Genomic DNA, 14,224 nt, shown 5'->3' with positions numbered 1-14,224 from the left:
CAATGGCAGGCTCGAACACCTACGGGGCTCAGCACTCGGCTTCCGCAACCTCACGCACTACATCGCGAGATGTCTGCTCGAGTCCGGCGGCTTCAGACCGGTTCTACACTCTCAATTACGATGAGCCGCATTGGCGCGTGGATCTCTTTTGTCGTCGGAAAAAAGCACGACACCGAAGACGATTGGCTAGTTGTACTTCCCCGCGAGGTTGTGAACGCGTTCAGCTGGGGTGAGACCTCCGATGCCGGTGTGGGGTCGGTGATGATTGTAGTGATGGAGTCAGGCCTGGTAGGGATCAGCGTGTTCGTTCTCGCTGGTGTAGGGCCCGGGGGTAAGCCGATTCCGATGCCAGAGTCTTGTTGAATCTTTCCACCGTGCCATTGGTGTGGGGTCGGTATGGCTTGGTCCGCTTGTGCTTGACACCCTCACCGAGTGCCTTGGCAATAGCGGCTGAGCGGTAGCAGGCACCGTTATCAGTTATGACCGCTTTGACAGTGTTTCCCAGATCGTTGAAGAATGCGTTAGCTCGCTTCCAAAAGCCGGCTGCGGTTTCTTTCTTCTGATCATCTAAGATCTCTGAATACGCGGCCCGGCAGTTGTCATCAACCGCGTGGTGACGATACCGGTATCCGTGAACTGGCACGGTTTTACGTGCCTGTATCTTGTTCCGTTGGGCCGCATGGTGACCCTCGCTTCCCCGGCCGTGGACTCGCCAGCCACCACTGTCTGGGATCCGGCCCTGTTTCTTAATATCGATGTGAACCAGCTCCCCTGGAGCGGCGGCTTCGTAGCGTTTGGGTTTGGGCTTGCGGACGGGAGGCCCGGTGGCCTGGTCGATATCGCAGAGCCTGGGCATGTTGTAGCGCTCCAGGACACGCCCCACAGTCGAGCGTGGGATACGCAGGTGGTAGCTGACCCGGTGTGGCCCCCACTTGCGGTTAAACCGCAGGTTAATGATTCCTTGTTCGGTCTTGGCAGGACGTTAGTTGGGAGAGGTGTGGGGCTGGGAACTACGGTCTGTCATGGGCAGTGCGGCCCGGTAACGGTCTGCCCATCGTTTGGCGGTAGCCGGTGAGCATGGGAAGCGTTCTGCGGCTTGGCGTATCGGTCATCCATCATCAACAATGAGCCCGGCGATGCGTTGAGGCCCCACCGGGCTGAAAGATGCGTTAACGTGAGTCATGAAGACCTCCGGGTTAGGTAGGAGTTGTGGTAACCCCATACTGCCCGGAGGTCTTCCCTAAATCACACCCGGTCAAGTCCTGAGTAGTGGTGTATGAGTCGTGTTCGGGGTGTGGTCTCGTTTCAGGGTGTGTTCAGGCGGGGATGGCTTCGAGGGTGGGCTCTGTGGTGCTCACCTTTTGACTGCTGGTGGGCTCGAGGGCCTGGGCTGTTTCGATGGATTCCAGCGAGAGGTATCGGCGGGCTTCTGCCCATTCATCGTGCTGCTCAGCCAGCACCGCTCCGAGCAGCCGGGTGATGGAGTCGCGGTCGGGGAAGATCCCCACGACATCGGTGCGGCGGCGGATCTCGCGGTTGAGTCTCTCGTTGGGGTTGTTGGACCAGACTTTGCGCCAGATCTGGTTGGGGAAGGCGGTGAAGGCCAGGATGTCTTCCCGGGCGGCGGCGAGGTGGTCAGCGACCTTGGGCAGCTTGGCATCGAGGTCCTCAACGACTCGGTCGAACTGGACATGGACGGCCTCAGGGCCGGGCTGGTCATAGATGCTGTGCAGCAACGCCCGCACTGCTGGCCACTGCTGCTTGGGAGTGATGCTCATCAGGATCGCCGCGTAGTGGGTCCTGCACCGCTGCCAGGCTGCCCCAGGCAGGGTCGCGGCCACCGCGGCCTTCAGCCCGGGGTGGGCATCAGAGGTGACCAGCTTGACCCCGGACAGGCCCCTTGCGACCAGGTCGCGGAAGAAGGAGAGCCATCCGGCTCCGTCCTCAGCAGAGGTGACCTGGACCCCGAGGATCTCACGGTATCCGTCGCTGTTGACTCCGGTAGCGATCAGCGCGTGGACGTTGATCACTCGCCCATGCTCACCGACCTTGATCACCATCGCGTCTGCGGCGACCAGGGTGTAGGGCCCGGCATCCAACGGCCGGGTGCCGAAGGCCTCGACCTGCTCATCGAGCTCGGCGGCCATGTCACTGACCTGGGACTTCGACAGGCTGGTGATCCCCAAAGAGCCGACCAGCTTGTCCATCCGGCGGGTGCTGACACCGAGGAGGTAGCAGGTGGCCACCACCGAGGTCAGAGCCCGCTCCGCGCGTTTTGTGCGCTCCAGCAGCCAGTCGGGGAAGTAGGATCCTTCCCGCAGCTTCGGCACCGCGACATCGCTGGTCCCAGCCCGGGTATCGAGCTCTCGGTGCCGGTAACCGTTGCGCCGGTTGCTCCGGGATGCATCACCGGCACCGTACTCGGCCCCACAGACCGCGTCAGCCTCGGCCGAGAGCAGGGTGTTGATGAAGATCTGCAGCAGTTCCCGAATCAGGTCCGGAAAGGCCTGCAGGACCTCTTTCTCCAGAAGGACCTTCAGGTCGATACTGGAAGGGGTGACGGTCATCGTCGTGGCTCCTTTCGAGAGTGCTGTGAGAGGTTCACTCGAAAGAACACGCGGTGGCCGTCACTGTCATTCCAACAGCCGGCTCACCGAGGCTCGTACACCACTATCCCGGACGCTACTGCCGAGTACGCCCCAGCCCCAGAGAGCCTCGCGAACAGGGTCAGCAGCCTAGGTGGAACCTGTCACACACAACTCAAAGAACAGCAGTTCACCGTCACTGTGACTCTGCCGATCACATCCGCAGGCGAACAGGCGACCCTCAGATGAGGGATGCTCTACACATGAGCACCGGCTTCTCATGGGGGCATGAAGACTCTAGTTACCACGCTCTTCCTGCTGTCCACACTTGTACCGACTCCCGAAGCCCAAACGCCGCTACGAGCCCAAGAGCTCCCCCGGACAATCAACCGCACTTGTAACATCGGTCGAAGCAACCGCAGAAGCTTACGCGAAGCCGACCCAATGTAAGTTATGGCGTCTCATCAATAAGCCCAAGTATCGAAAGTACTGTCTGTGACTAGCCCGCGCCCCACTCCCTCAGAGCCGATCTCGGTCCTGGTGGTTGATGATGATAAGTGGACCACCAAGGCCATCAACATGGCATTGCAGAAAGACCCCGCAATCCGGATTGTCATCGCCGCATCGGATGGAGCTGAAGGAGTCGAGGCGTATCGCTCGTCCTCTCCCGATATTGTGCTGATGGACCTGAATATGTCCCCGGGTATGAACGGCGTGACCGCTATTGAGAAGATCCGTCAGTTCGACGCAGAAGCACGTATTATCGTGCTCACCACGGTCTCACCTGGGCCAGGGCTGGCTCGCGCTCTAGAGGCCGGCGCGTTAGCGGTCGCTCGGAAAACTGCGTCAGAAGCTGACTTGCGAAAAATCGTTCTGGCTGCCGCTCAGGGAGATGATCCAAGACTGCTGAAACGCCTAGCCCAAGACACTGTGATCAGTGGCGACCTGCTTCCTGATACGCCCGTAGTGGTTCCCCATTTGACTCCAGCCGAACGTGACATTCTCATACTCATCACAGACGGGCACGGCTACGAAGAAATCGCGAAACGCCAGGGCATCACCGTATGGACAGTCCGTTCCCATGTGAAGAAACTAAGAGAGAAACTCTACGCTGAGAACCTAGCTCAGCTCGTAGTCCGCGCCCTTCAATACCGTTACATTTCTCCCTGATGGCTCCGTGGCGAATCGGCGGAACCGGTGTATACACCGAAGGGTAAGAGCTCCCCGTTTGGGCTCATCGCCCCTTTTTACCGACCACCACGGGTGTGCCGGTTTCCTCGGGGTGCAGGACGGCTGCGTCGAGGCCGAAGATGTCGTGACAGTTGGCCTCGGTGAGCACTTCTACCGGGGCGCCGTCTTCTACGATATTGCCGTCTCGCATGGCGATGATGCGGTCACTGCAGCGGGCGGCGATATTGAGCTCGTGCAGGACCATGATAATGGTCTTGCCGGTCTGACGGTTCAGCTGCTGCAGCAGGTCGACCAGTTCGATCTGGTGGTTCAGGTCCAGGTAGGTGGTGGGCTCATCCAGCAACAGGATCTGCGAGTCCTGGGCCAAGACCATGGCAATCCAGACTCTCTGGCGCTGCCCTCCGGAGAGCTCTGAGACAGCAGTCTCAGCAAGGTCCGTGACCCCAGTCTGTTCGAGTGCCTGGTCGATGATGCGGCGGTCTTTTCGCGTCAGCCCGCCGAATACTCTGCGGTGGGCGTAGCGGCCGCGGGCGACCAGCTCAGCCACGGTGACGCCTTCGGGGACCACCGGGGTCTGGGGCAGCAGGGAGACAGTGCGGGCGAACTCCTTACTGCTGTAGCTGGTGATAGGTCTGCCAGTGACCTCGACTGAGCCGCCAGAGAGGCTGTTGAGGCGGGCGAAGGTGCGCAGCAGGGTTGATTTGCCGCAGCCGTTGGGTCCGATGATGGAGGTGACTTTCCCGCTGGGCAATTCCACGGAGACATCTTTGAGAACGGCCGGGCCGCCGTAGCCGACCGTGATGGCCTCGGCTTTCAGAACCGGCTCGGGCCCAGTTTCCTGGTGTGTGCCGGTGTCGGGGGTGAGGGTGGTCATGGGTGTTAGGTCTTTCTGATGGTTCGGGTCAGGATGATGCTCAGCAGGACGGGGACTCCGACGATTCCAGTGATCACACCGACCGGGACGGTTCGTGGCATGAGCATGGAGCCGACGACTTCGGCGGTGATGACCAGCAGTGCACCGACCAACGCTGAGCAGATGAGACTGTCGCGGCCGCGCAGCACCAGGCGGACCAGGGGGCCTGCCATGAAGCCGACGAACATGATCGGCCCGGTCAGAGCTGTGGCCCCGGCAACCAGTATCACGGCCAGGCACAGCAGTGCTCTGCGGGTGGCTGGCACGTTGACCCCGAGGCCGTGGGCCAGTTCGTCTCCGCTGGAGAGCATGTGCAGGTTCCGGGCCAGCAGCGACAGCAGCACCACACAGATGACCAGCAGCACTGCCATGTACTGGACCCGGTCCCAGGTGGCCATGCTCAGGGATCCACGGGTCCAGAGCACAGCATCTGAAGTTTGGCCGATGTGCATGCGCAGCATCATGTAGGTCACCAGGGAGGTGGCTACTGCTGAGACCCCGATGCCGACAAGGACGAACTTCACCGAGGAGGAGGCCTGTGCTCCGACCGAATGGGGGCTGCCTACTCCGTGACGGCTGCGTCGGCGGCCGCGGCTGAGCAGCCAGACAAGGATCGCTGAGCTGAACCCACCGGCAAGGGCTGCACCGACCTGGTGGATGCCATTCAGCGAGAACGAAGCCAGCCCGATGACCACAAACAGGGATGCTCCAGCAGAGACCCCGACGACATCGGGACTGGCCAGGGGGTTGCGCAGCAACAGTTGGAAGATTGTCCCGGACAGTGCGAAAGCTGCTCCGGCCAGCACTCCCAGCACCACTTTGGGCAGTCTGTCGCTCATCACGATGAACCGGGCCGGACCAGCACCGGGGATCTCTTCGCCCCCGAGGATGCGGAAGAAGTCCACGAACGCGATGGTGTAATCACCCAGCAGGACCCGGACAAGAGAGAGCCCCATCACCAGGACGGTCAGGCACGCAGCAAGGACAGGAACAGCGACCCGGCGCCTACGTGTGGAGGAATGTGATGTGACCGTGGGCATCAGACACCTACCTGTTTACGGCCGGTTCGCACCAGCATGATGAATACCGGGGCTCCGACGACCGCGGTGGCCACACCGATGGGCACCTCGGCTGGGGGCAGGATGACTCGGCCGATCACGTCGGTGCCCAACACCAGCATCGGACCCAGCAGACAGCAGGCTGGGATGATCCTGAGATAGCTGCCTCCAACAAACTTGCGTGCAATATGAGGAACCACCAGGCCCACGAAACCGATAGGCCCGGCAAGGGCCACCAGCGCGGAGCAGATCACAGCTACGCACAGGGTGATGACCCCGCGATGCAGGGCCACATTCATCCCCAGCGAGGTCGCGGACTCATCTCCCAGAGTCAGGTTGTCCAGGTTTCTGGCTTCAACGATCAGCACCAGCACCCCTAGTAGGGCGATTGCTCCCAGGATCAGGACCATCTCCCAGTCCCCGCGGTTCAGAGAGCCGACCTGCCAGAGCAGGAAAGAGCTGAGGGTCTCCTGGCTGAGCACGATGATCGCTGAGATCACCGAGGCAGCACCGACGGTGATGGCTGTTCCCACCAGCACCACGGTCAACGGGGAGTCCCCGGATTTCTCGGAGACCAGGTAGATCACGATCGCCACTCCGATGGCTCCGGTGAAGGCAGCGGCGACATAGGCCCAGGGCCCGGCCAGACCGAAGAGGTAGATGCCAAGGACCACTGCCATGGCCGCGCCGCTGTTGACACCCAGGATGCCCGGATCAGCCAGCGCGTTACGGGTCAGCCCCTGCATGGCAGCCCCGCACACAGCCAGGCCGAGCCCGACCAGGATCGCCACCGCAGTACGCGGCAGCCGGACCGAGACCGTGTCGGCAAGCTCGCCCTCTGTGGTGCCGCCGAGGAGAACATCGGCGACCGCACCGAATTCGAAGCCGACCACCACAGTGCGGGCCCCGACGGCAAGGCTGAGGAACACTGCCAGCGCCACTACCACCGGGGCCAGAAACCAGAAGAGCCTCCTGGTCAGAACAGGGCGGGTCACCAGCTCAGTTCGCTGCTTCAGCATTCTCTGCGGCTTCGATGAGCTCGTCGACGAATCCGCTTTCCTCCACCAGCCATTCCAAAGCCGCCGGTGAGGTGCCTATGGCGTTGGCCTGGTGGTTGTCGTACTGGATGATCATCGCGTCATTCTGCAAAGCTGGGATGTGCTGCAGCTGCGGGTCCTCAGGGATGGCTTCGGCCTGGGCCTGGTCATCAGCCCAGGTATAGAACAGATCCGACTCCAGCTCTGAAGCCCGCTCCGCAGAGAAGGAGCCGCTGAACTCCCCGGGGGCGAAGTCGATCTCATCCATCACCGGCGCCAGCTCGAAGCCCATGTGCTCGAACATGATCGGCCGGGTGTCATTGGGCGCGTAGATACCGACCTTCGAATCAGAATCAGGAGAAAGCCGGCCCGCCAGGATCGTCTTATCCTGCAGCACCTCGTTGTCCTCGGTGACCCCCGCCAGGGTTTCTGAGACGCGGTCGACAACCTCCTGGGCATCATCAGGACGTCCCAGGGCATCACCGATCTTCAAAGTCGCCTCATCCCACCCGGTGGTGTAGTTCTCCCCACCCTCGTCGAAGGCCACCACATCAGCGATCTCGCTGAGCTGGTCGTAGTCCTCCTGGCTCATGGCTCCGATGACGTTGACGATCAGATCGGGCTCCAGCTGAGCGATCTCGCTGAAGTTGATCCCGTCACCTTCATCGATCTGGGTCGGCATCTCTGCATCGAGCTCATCGAGCTGAGCATCGATCCAGTCAGTGGAGCCGTTCTCGTTGGTGCCCCAGGAAATCTCGCCCATGCCGGCGGGCACCACATCCAGAGACATCAGGATGTCACCGTTGATCCACCCGATGGCCACCACCGTCTCAGGCTCTTCCTCGATCGTGGTCTCCCCAAAGGCATGCTCAACGGTGCGGGGGAAAGCATCCTCTGCTGCCGCCACCCCCGTGTCGGAACCAGAGTCCTCATCCTCACCACCAGTTGCTCCGGTTGAGCATGCCGCCAAAGAAGCGGCCAGCACCACCGCACCACCGGCTGTTGACCACCGTCTAACCACACTGTTCATAACTTCCTCCATGAAGATCTCCGCTGGCGACCCAGGCCAGCAATAGGTAAGGGGCAGCTTGCGAAATCATTATAGGCCTGCCATAAGTCCGACACAAATGTGAAGCTCATCCATGCCATAGCCTCGTCTCGACCGCCCTCTGCGCCCAACGTGTGAGCATAGGTCATATTTACGTAACCTCTCTCATTATGGTTACCCTAAGTTCATGAGTGAGCCTCAGAGCGAGTCAGCAAAGATGCTGAACAGCACATCATCCGGTGAATACGAAGCCCTCATGAGCGAGGCAGCAGTCCGAATACGCAGCCACTTGGAGGGCCGCTCTCAACCAGCCACCAACTCTGCGGCTGGAGACCTGGAGGCGAGAGTGGCAGCGATCAATCTCGATAGCCCAGGCATAGGCCCCAGTGGAGCCCTTCGAGAGATTGATGAGCTGTTCCTGGCTGAAGCGGTCTGGTTCCACCATCCGCACTACATGGCGCACCTGAACTGCCCGGTGGAGATTACAGCGGTAGCGGCCGAGGCCATGCTCGCTGCTGTCAATACCTCGATGGACACCTACGATCAGTCTCGTATCGGGACGTTCATCGAACGCCACGTCGTCGACTGGATCGGGAAGAGGGTCGGCTTCTCCTCCTGTGATGGAGTGTTCACCTCGGGTGGGACGCAGTCGAACATGCAAGCTCTTCTCTTAGCCAGAGAAGCCGCACTCGGGGTGCTGCCGCAGGTTTCTAGGGCGGTGAGCCAGTCCCGCCAGGTGGTGTTCACCAGCGAAGAAAGCCACTTCAGCGTGGAGAAAGCCGCCATGGTGCTGGGCCTGGGAGCCGATGCAGCAGTGAAAGTACCAGTCGACCACGAGGGCAGAATGCGCCCGGAAGCGCTGGATGAGGCAATTCGCCGCTCCAAAAGCACCGGATTCCAGCCCATGGCCGTAGTCGCTACTGCCGGCACCACGGACCGAGGCATCATCGATCCATTGATCGATGTGGCTGATGTCACCGATGACCATGGTGTGTGGCTCCACGTAGATGCGGCCTATGGAGGCGGTCTGCTGGTCTCTGCGACTCGCCGAAGCATGCTTGAGGGCATCGAACGGGCCCGCAGCGTCACGGTGGACTTCCACAAGATGTTCTTCCAGCCCATCACCTGTTCGGTGCTGGTTATTCAGTACCCGCAGGACCTACGAGGCTCAGAATGGCACGCGGACTACCTCAACCCGGAGGGCGCGCAGGAGCCCAATCAAGTTGATAAATCCCTGCAGACCACCAGACCTTTTGACGCCCTGAAGCTCTATGCCACCCTGCGCAGTACCGGGGTTGACGGTTTGGGGAGATCGATCGATCAGGTGCTTGACCTGACCGAAAAGGCCCATGCTTTCATCACGGAACACCCTGACCTGCAGCTGTGTTCCAGCACCGATCTGTCCACCGTGTTGTTCCGCTGGCAGCCCCAGGGAGTCGACCCGGATACCGCTGCAGCGATGGTCAGTGGAATTCGGGACACGATGCAGCGCAACGGCAAGGCGATGATCGCTAAGACGGTCCTCGCCGGTCTCCCGTGCTTGAAGCTGACGCTTCTGAACCCGGCCACAACACTTGCTGATGTGAGGGCTGTTCTTGAAGACGTCGCCGATGTGGCCGAATCGCTGCACAGGGACCACCAGGTCAAACCTGCCCCAGAGGAGGTCGCAGTATGACCCAGCACCCCCAGCCCTACGACATCCTCGGTGTAGGCATCGGCCCCTTCAACCTGGGATTGGCCTGCTTGAGCCAGCCAGTGGACGGCCTCAGCACCCTTTTTCTCGATTCACGGCCGGAGTTTCGCTGGCATCCAGGGATGATGCTCCCAGAGGCAACTATCCAGGTGCCCTTCATGGCAGACCTGGTGACACTTGCGGATCCGACCTCAGAGTATTCGTTCCTGAACTGGCTCAAGATACGAGGGCGTCTATACCCCTTCTATATCCGAGAAGATGTTCATGCTCTGCGCAGTGAATTCGACCTCTACTACCGATGGGCAGCCGAGAATCTGCCGAACCTGCGGTGGGGCCATCACGTCGAAGAGATCACCTATGACCAACAGGCCGATTTCTTCCGCGTCCAAGCCATCACCCCGGAAGGAATACGCACCTTCGAGGCTCGGCACGTCGTCATCGGTGTAGGTACAGAACCGTGGGCCCCGCCGGTCTTCGGCGATGACCTCACCGGAATCATTCACTCATCGGACTACATGCACCACCGGGACGAACTTCTCGACGGTGACTCGCTGACAATCATCGGAAGCGGCCAATCAGCCGCGGAAATCTATCTCGACCTGCTCGAAACACAACCAGGCCACCAGTATCGACTCGAATGGATCACCCGGTCACCGCGGTTCTTCCCCATGGAGGACACCAAGCTCACCCTTGAGATGACCTCCCCGGAATACACCGACCATTTCCATGCCCTGCCCGAAGCCGTCCGGGACCAGCTCCAACGAGAACAGCGCGGACTATACAAGGGCATCAGCTCAGAACTGATCGCACGGATCTACGACGCTCTCTACCAGCACTCAGTACATGAGCAGATTGCCACCACATTGCTCACCGATACCGAACTGCTGGAAGCCACCAGCCGCTCGGCAGACAACCGACGAGAACTGGTCTTCCGCCACACTCAGACACAGACGACCTTCCGCCGCGAAGCCAGCCACGTCATCTGCGCGACAGGCTACCGGCCCAGAGAACCCCACTTCTTAAACCCCCTGGGCGATCTCATCACCAGAGACTCCAAAAACCGGCTCGCTGTCACTAGGGATTACCACGTGGACACTCTTGGAGGACGCATATTCGTCCAGAACGCCGAGGAACACACTCACGGGCTGACCGCCCCTGATCTGGGCATGGGCGCCTGGCGCAATGCGACCATCCTCGCCTGCATCACAGGCAAAGAGATCTATCCCATCGAGCGGAAAATAGCGTTCCAACATTTCGGCCCACTGGCTGACAACACCCCTCAGGAGCTTCCCCGATGACCACTCTTAGTTTTGACGCCCCGACCTGGCAACTCACCCACAGGTTTACCGCGCATCCCATCGACCCTCACAGGGATGCGCCGCTGCTGCATCAGTGGCTCACCCATCCTTCGGCCAAGTACTGGCAGATGCTCCACTACACCCAGAGCCAAGTCCAGCAATACCTCCAAGCAATCACTGACTCTCAGGACGAACAGGGATGGCTGCTTCACTCCGAGGCCGGACCGGTGGCCTATATCGAAACCTATAACCCCCAAGCCGTTCTGCTCACTGATGTCTTCGCCGCAGAAGACGATGACATCGGCATGCACCTACTGGTGGCTCCCGCCCCAGAAAACCCGGCCCTGAGGCAGCACGGACTGACCACACAGGTCATGGAAGCCACAGTCGAACTGTGCTTCAACACCGGCGCCCGGCGCATCGTGGTGGAACCAGACATCGAGAACACCAGAATCCACCGCAAGAACCAAGAAGCAGGGTTCCAATTCCTCAGAGAGATCGACCTTCCCGGCAAACGAGCAGCACTGAGCGTCTTAGAGAAAGACAAAACTGCCGCAGCCGGCGCAGGGCTCACAGATCACCTTGAACCTGCAGCTATGGCCGTTGCACAACGCCACCTGGTGACCAAAGCGCTCTCCGAATTCGCCCACGAAAAGCTCATCACCCCACATGCAGAGACCAGCACTGAGCAGCTCGACGACGAGACCGCAGAAGAGCAGTGGTTCAGCGTGAAAGCCGGAGAGAGCACCTACCGCTTCCAGGCTCAGCATCTAGCTCTGAGCCATTGGGAAATCGACCAAGCCAGTCTCCAGCGACTCCAGGGAGACGCAAAGACAGAACTCAACGCCCAAGAACTGATCATTGAACTCAACTCTGCCCTCGCCATTCCAGAACACCTGCTGGATACCTATCTGGAGGAGATCGCCTCCACCCTGGCCAGTGCAGCCTATAAGCACCACATCGGCGGCCCCACCGCAGAGCAGCTGGCCCGCGGCCGCAGAGACCTCGATACCGCTGGTGACTATCAGCAGACTGAAGCGTCGATGACCGAAGGACACCCCTGTTTTGTGGCCACCAACGGTCGCATCGGTTTCAGTCTCGATGACTTCCTTGCCTACGCCCCCGAAACCGGACAACGCTTCCGGTACCTCTGGCTGGCAGCCCGCCGAAACAAGACCGAAGTCACCCTCGGTAAAGGACTGGCCGAGAACCACCACTGGAACTCAGAACTCGGAACAGAAACACTCTCGAAATTCGAGCAGCAGCTCAACGATCAGGGCCTTGACCCCGCCGAGTACACGTTGATGCCGGTCCACCCGTGGCAGTTCCGACACCGGGTGGCCATCACCTTCGCCCCTGAGATCGCAAGACATGATCTGATCGTGCTGGGCGAAGCCGAGGACCTCTACCAGCCCCAGCAATCAATCCGCACCACGTTCAACCGCTCCAACCCACAGCGGTCCTACGTCAAGACCGCGCTGTCGATCCAGAACATGGGGTTCCTCAGAGGCCAATCTCCTGAGTTCATGCGGTTCGCCCCAGCCATCAGCGACTGGGTAGCCCAAACAGTACGCACCGACCCTGTACTCCAACAGATGAACTTCGACGTGCTCCGAGAACACGCCGCCATCGGTTTCACTGGAGACGTCTATCACCAGACACCACGACGGTCTGATCAGAAGAAGATGCTCTCCGTCCTCTGGCGGGAAAGTCCCATTCCCCGTCTGGAACAAGGAGAGCGGCTAATGACCATGGCCGCGTTGCTTCACCGCGACGCTGCTGGAACCGCCGTGACCCCCGAACTCATCAAACATTCCGGCCTCAGTGCCCAAGAATGGATCAGGCAGTATCTGACCAGCTACCTCGCGCCCCTGGTGCACTGCCTGGAGGCCCACGAGCTAGCCTTCATGCCCCACGGAGAGAACCTCATCCTCCGCATCCGGGAAGGCGTCGTCACTGGTGTTCTCATGAAAGACCTCGGAGAAGAGATCGGAATCCTCGGCGACCGCCCCCTGCCCCCGGAACTCGGAGAACTACGCCGCATCCAAGACCCCACCGAACACGCCCAAAGAATCTTCACCGACGTCTTCATCGGTTTCCTCCGCCACCTGGGTGCCCTTCTGCACGTCGACCGCGTACTCCCCGAGGACAAGTTCTGGGCACTGGTCTCAGAAACCATCGCCGCACAACAAGCACAGAGTCCTGGCCGGCGTCGAGTCATCGACTTCACACCAGAATCCTTCGACCAGTGCTGCCACAACCGCCTCCAGCTCAAGAACACCCTAGAGATGGTCAGCCTTGAAGACACCGCAGGATCCCTGATCTATGTAGGGCAGGTCAGCAACCCCATTGGAGAACAGCAAGCCTGATCCCCGGGAGCTAACCCTGTTGAGGCGCGGGTTAGCGTGGTAGGACAGTTCCATCGATGGCAGCCCACGATGCCCCGAAGCGCTACAAAGACTTGCTCACGGACGGCTCCCTCACCAACAAGCTTATTGACTGTCCCGGGGTTTCTGCCGTGGTCCCCAGCTGACTAATGCCACTATTCCCCTCCGGGCGCAGACCAAGCCTTGCGAAGAAAGCACTATCTGACCACAGCCCTACAGGATCTTAGCCCGCTTTCAGCGGCTCGCCGCCTGCCACTCCTAGGAACTCATGCCTATGAGCCGACGAAGGTGCAGCGCTCTGTCTCCCTGCTAGTTCCACCCTCGATGTATTCAGCACGTAGCTGAGTTCGCTGATTTTGCATAGGAGTCGGGCCCTGAACACCCACTACAGGGAAGACAGGACTATCCGCCGACTTTCGAGGGCTCACGGAAAGGTGCCCTCGACGGTCGCACTCTCACATCTGTGGGGTATCCGTCGAGGGCACCTACGCGAGTTGGTGGGTTATGCCTGAGGTATGAGACTTCTTGAGGGAGAGACTGCCCATAGGGAGAAGCAAGCGAATGCCAGGTCAAGTCCTGAGTAGTGGTGTATGAGTCGTGTTCGGGGTGTGGTCTCGTTTCAGGGTGTGTTCAGGCGGGGATGGCTTCGAGGGTGGGCTCTGTGGTGCTCACCTTTTGACTGCTGGTGGGCTCGAGGGCCTGGGCTGTTTCGATGGATTCCAGCGAGAGGTATCGGCGGGCTTCTGCCCATTCATCGTGCTGCTCAGCCAGCACCGCTCCGAGCAGCCGGGTGATGGAGTCGCGGTCGGGGAAGATCCCCACGACATCGGTGCGGCGGCGGATCTCGCGGTTGAGTCTCTCGTTGGGGTTGTTGGACCAGACTTTGCGGGCTCTTCACAATCGAGGGTGTAGACGGGGCTTGAATCCTCCGCTCTCGAGCAAGGACCTGGCGATGTAGTTGGTTGGGTTCCGGAAGCCCAGGGCGGATCCGCGCAGGTGTTCGAGTCGTCCGTT

9 protein-coding genes and 2 pseudogenes are annotated in these 14,224 nt (G+C 60.4%); 4 read left to right on the top strand and 7 right to left on the bottom strand.

Annotated elements, in window-relative coordinates; translation table 11 throughout:
* Window positions 1–186 precede the first annotated feature (186 nt).
* Window positions 187–1,183, bottom strand: a pseudogene (locus DCC25_RS11170) (IS481 family transposase).
* Window positions 1,184–1,316: 133 nt separating this feature from the next.
* Complete coding sequence (locus DCC25_RS11165; protein ID WP_110101740.1) at window positions 1,317–2,567, bottom strand: IS256 family transposase; 1,251 nt, start codon at window positions 2,565–2,567, stop codon at window positions 1,317–1,319.
* Between the two features lie 513 nt (window positions 2,568–3,080).
* Between DCC25_RS11165 and DCC25_RS11160 the strand changes: the two genes are divergently transcribed.
* The gene (locus DCC25_RS11160; RefSeq protein ID WP_233488086.1) at window positions 3,081–3,755 is read left to right on the top strand and encodes a response regulator transcription factor; all 675 of its coding nucleotides are present in this window, start codon (window positions 3,081–3,083) and stop codon (window positions 3,753–3,755) included.
* 64 nt (window positions 3,756–3,819) lie between these two features.
* Here DCC25_RS11160 and DCC25_RS11155 read toward each other — a convergent pair whose 3' ends face one another.
* From DCC25_RS11155 to DCC25_RS11140, 4 genes are all read right to left on the bottom strand, one after another.
* On the bottom strand, window positions 3,820–4,650 hold the full coding sequence (locus DCC25_RS11155; RefSeq protein WP_110100060.1) for an ABC transporter ATP-binding protein: 831 nt from the start codon (window positions 4,648–4,650) through the stop codon (window positions 3,820–3,822).
* 5 nt (window positions 4,651–4,655) lie between these two features.
* Window positions 4,656–5,729, bottom strand: coding sequence for an iron chelate uptake ABC transporter family permease subunit (locus DCC25_RS11150; RefSeq protein ID WP_110101739.1), 1,074 nt, complete (start codon window positions 5,727–5,729; stop codon window positions 4,656–4,658).
* Window positions 5,729–6,640, bottom strand: coding sequence for a FecCD family ABC transporter permease (locus DCC25_RS11145; protein WP_370443929.1), 912 nt, complete (start codon window positions 6,638–6,640; stop codon window positions 5,729–5,731). The genes DCC25_RS11150 and DCC25_RS11145 overlap by 1 nt, the downstream gene beginning before the upstream one ends.
* 106 nt (window positions 6,641–6,746) lie before the next feature.
* The gene (locus DCC25_RS11140) at window positions 6,747–7,814 is read right to left on the bottom strand and encodes an ABC transporter substrate-binding protein (protein ID WP_158524786.1); all 1,068 of its coding nucleotides are present in this window, start codon (window positions 7,812–7,814) and stop codon (window positions 6,747–6,749) included.
* 274 nt (window positions 7,815–8,088) lie between these two features.
* On the opposite strand from DCC25_RS11140, the gene DCC25_RS11135 reads away from it, so the two are divergent.
* The 3 genes from DCC25_RS11135 to DCC25_RS11125 are packed head-to-tail and all read left to right on the top strand — an operon-like array spanning window position 8,089 to window position 13,192.
* A complete protein-coding gene (locus DCC25_RS11135) occupies window positions 8,089–9,507 on the top strand; it encodes a pyridoxal-dependent decarboxylase (protein WP_122549552.1) in 1,419 nt (472 codons plus the stop codon).
* The gene (locus DCC25_RS11130; protein ID WP_110101735.1) at window positions 9,504–10,823 is read left to right on the top strand and encodes a lysine N(6)-hydroxylase/L-ornithine N(5)-oxygenase family protein; all 1,320 of its coding nucleotides are present in this window, start codon (window positions 9,504–9,506) and stop codon (window positions 10,821–10,823) included. Before DCC25_RS11135 ends, DCC25_RS11130 begins: the two co-directional genes overlap by 4 nt.
* Window positions 10,820–13,192 carry a GNAT family N-acetyltransferase gene (locus DCC25_RS11125; RefSeq protein WP_110100066.1) on the top strand — a complete coding sequence of 791 codons (2,373 nt, stop codon included), beginning with the start codon at window positions 10,820–10,822 and terminating at the stop codon, window positions 13,190–13,192. The genes DCC25_RS11130 and DCC25_RS11125 overlap by 4 nt, the downstream gene beginning before the upstream one ends.
* 648 nt (window positions 13,193–13,840) lie before the next feature.
* Here the strand turns inward: DCC25_RS11125 and DCC25_RS11120 are convergent.
* Window positions 13,841–14,098, bottom strand: a pseudogene (locus DCC25_RS11120) (transposase); the annotation flags it as partial.
* Between the last annotated feature and the right edge of the window lie 126 nt (window positions 14,099–14,224).

Origin of the sequence: Auritidibacter sp. NML120636, assembly GCF_003185945.1 — a bacterium.
In the GTDB taxonomy this organism is placed as follows: domain Bacteria; phylum Actinomycetota; class Actinomycetes; order Actinomycetales; family Micrococcaceae; genus Auritidibacter; species Auritidibacter ignavus.
Note: the sequence above shows the minus strand (reverse complement) of the source record. Positions and strands in the feature narration are given on the sequence as shown.

What these genes read in the sequence shown, in the direction of transcription:
- DCC25_RS11165 (WP_110101740.1), bottom strand. Translation starts at nt 2,567, where the DNA reads ATGACCGTCACCCCTTCCAGTATCGACCTGAAGGTCCTTCTGGAGAAA.
- DCC25_RS11130 (WP_110101735.1), top strand. Translation starts at nt 9,504, where the DNA reads ATGACCCAGCACCCCCAGCCCTACGACATCCTCGGTGTAGGCATCGGC.
- DCC25_RS11140 (WP_158524786.1), bottom strand. Translation starts at nt 7,814, where the DNA reads ATGAACAGTGTGGTTAGACGGTGGTCAACAGCCGGTGGTGCGGTGGTG.
- DCC25_RS11135 (WP_122549552.1), top strand. Translation starts at nt 8,089, where the DNA reads ATGAGCGAGGCAGCAGTCCGAATACGCAGCCACTTGGAGGGCCGCTCT.
- DCC25_RS11155 (WP_110100060.1), bottom strand. Translation starts at nt 4,650, where the DNA reads ATGACCACCCTCACCCCCGACACCGGCACACACCAGGAAACTGGGCCC.
- DCC25_RS11150 (WP_110101739.1), bottom strand. Translation starts at nt 5,729, where the DNA reads ATGCCCACGGTCACATCACATTCCTCCACACGTAGGCGCCGGGTCGCT.
- DCC25_RS11125 (WP_110100066.1), top strand. Translation starts at nt 10,820, where the DNA reads ATGACCACTCTTAGTTTTGACGCCCCGACCTGGCAACTCACCCACAGG.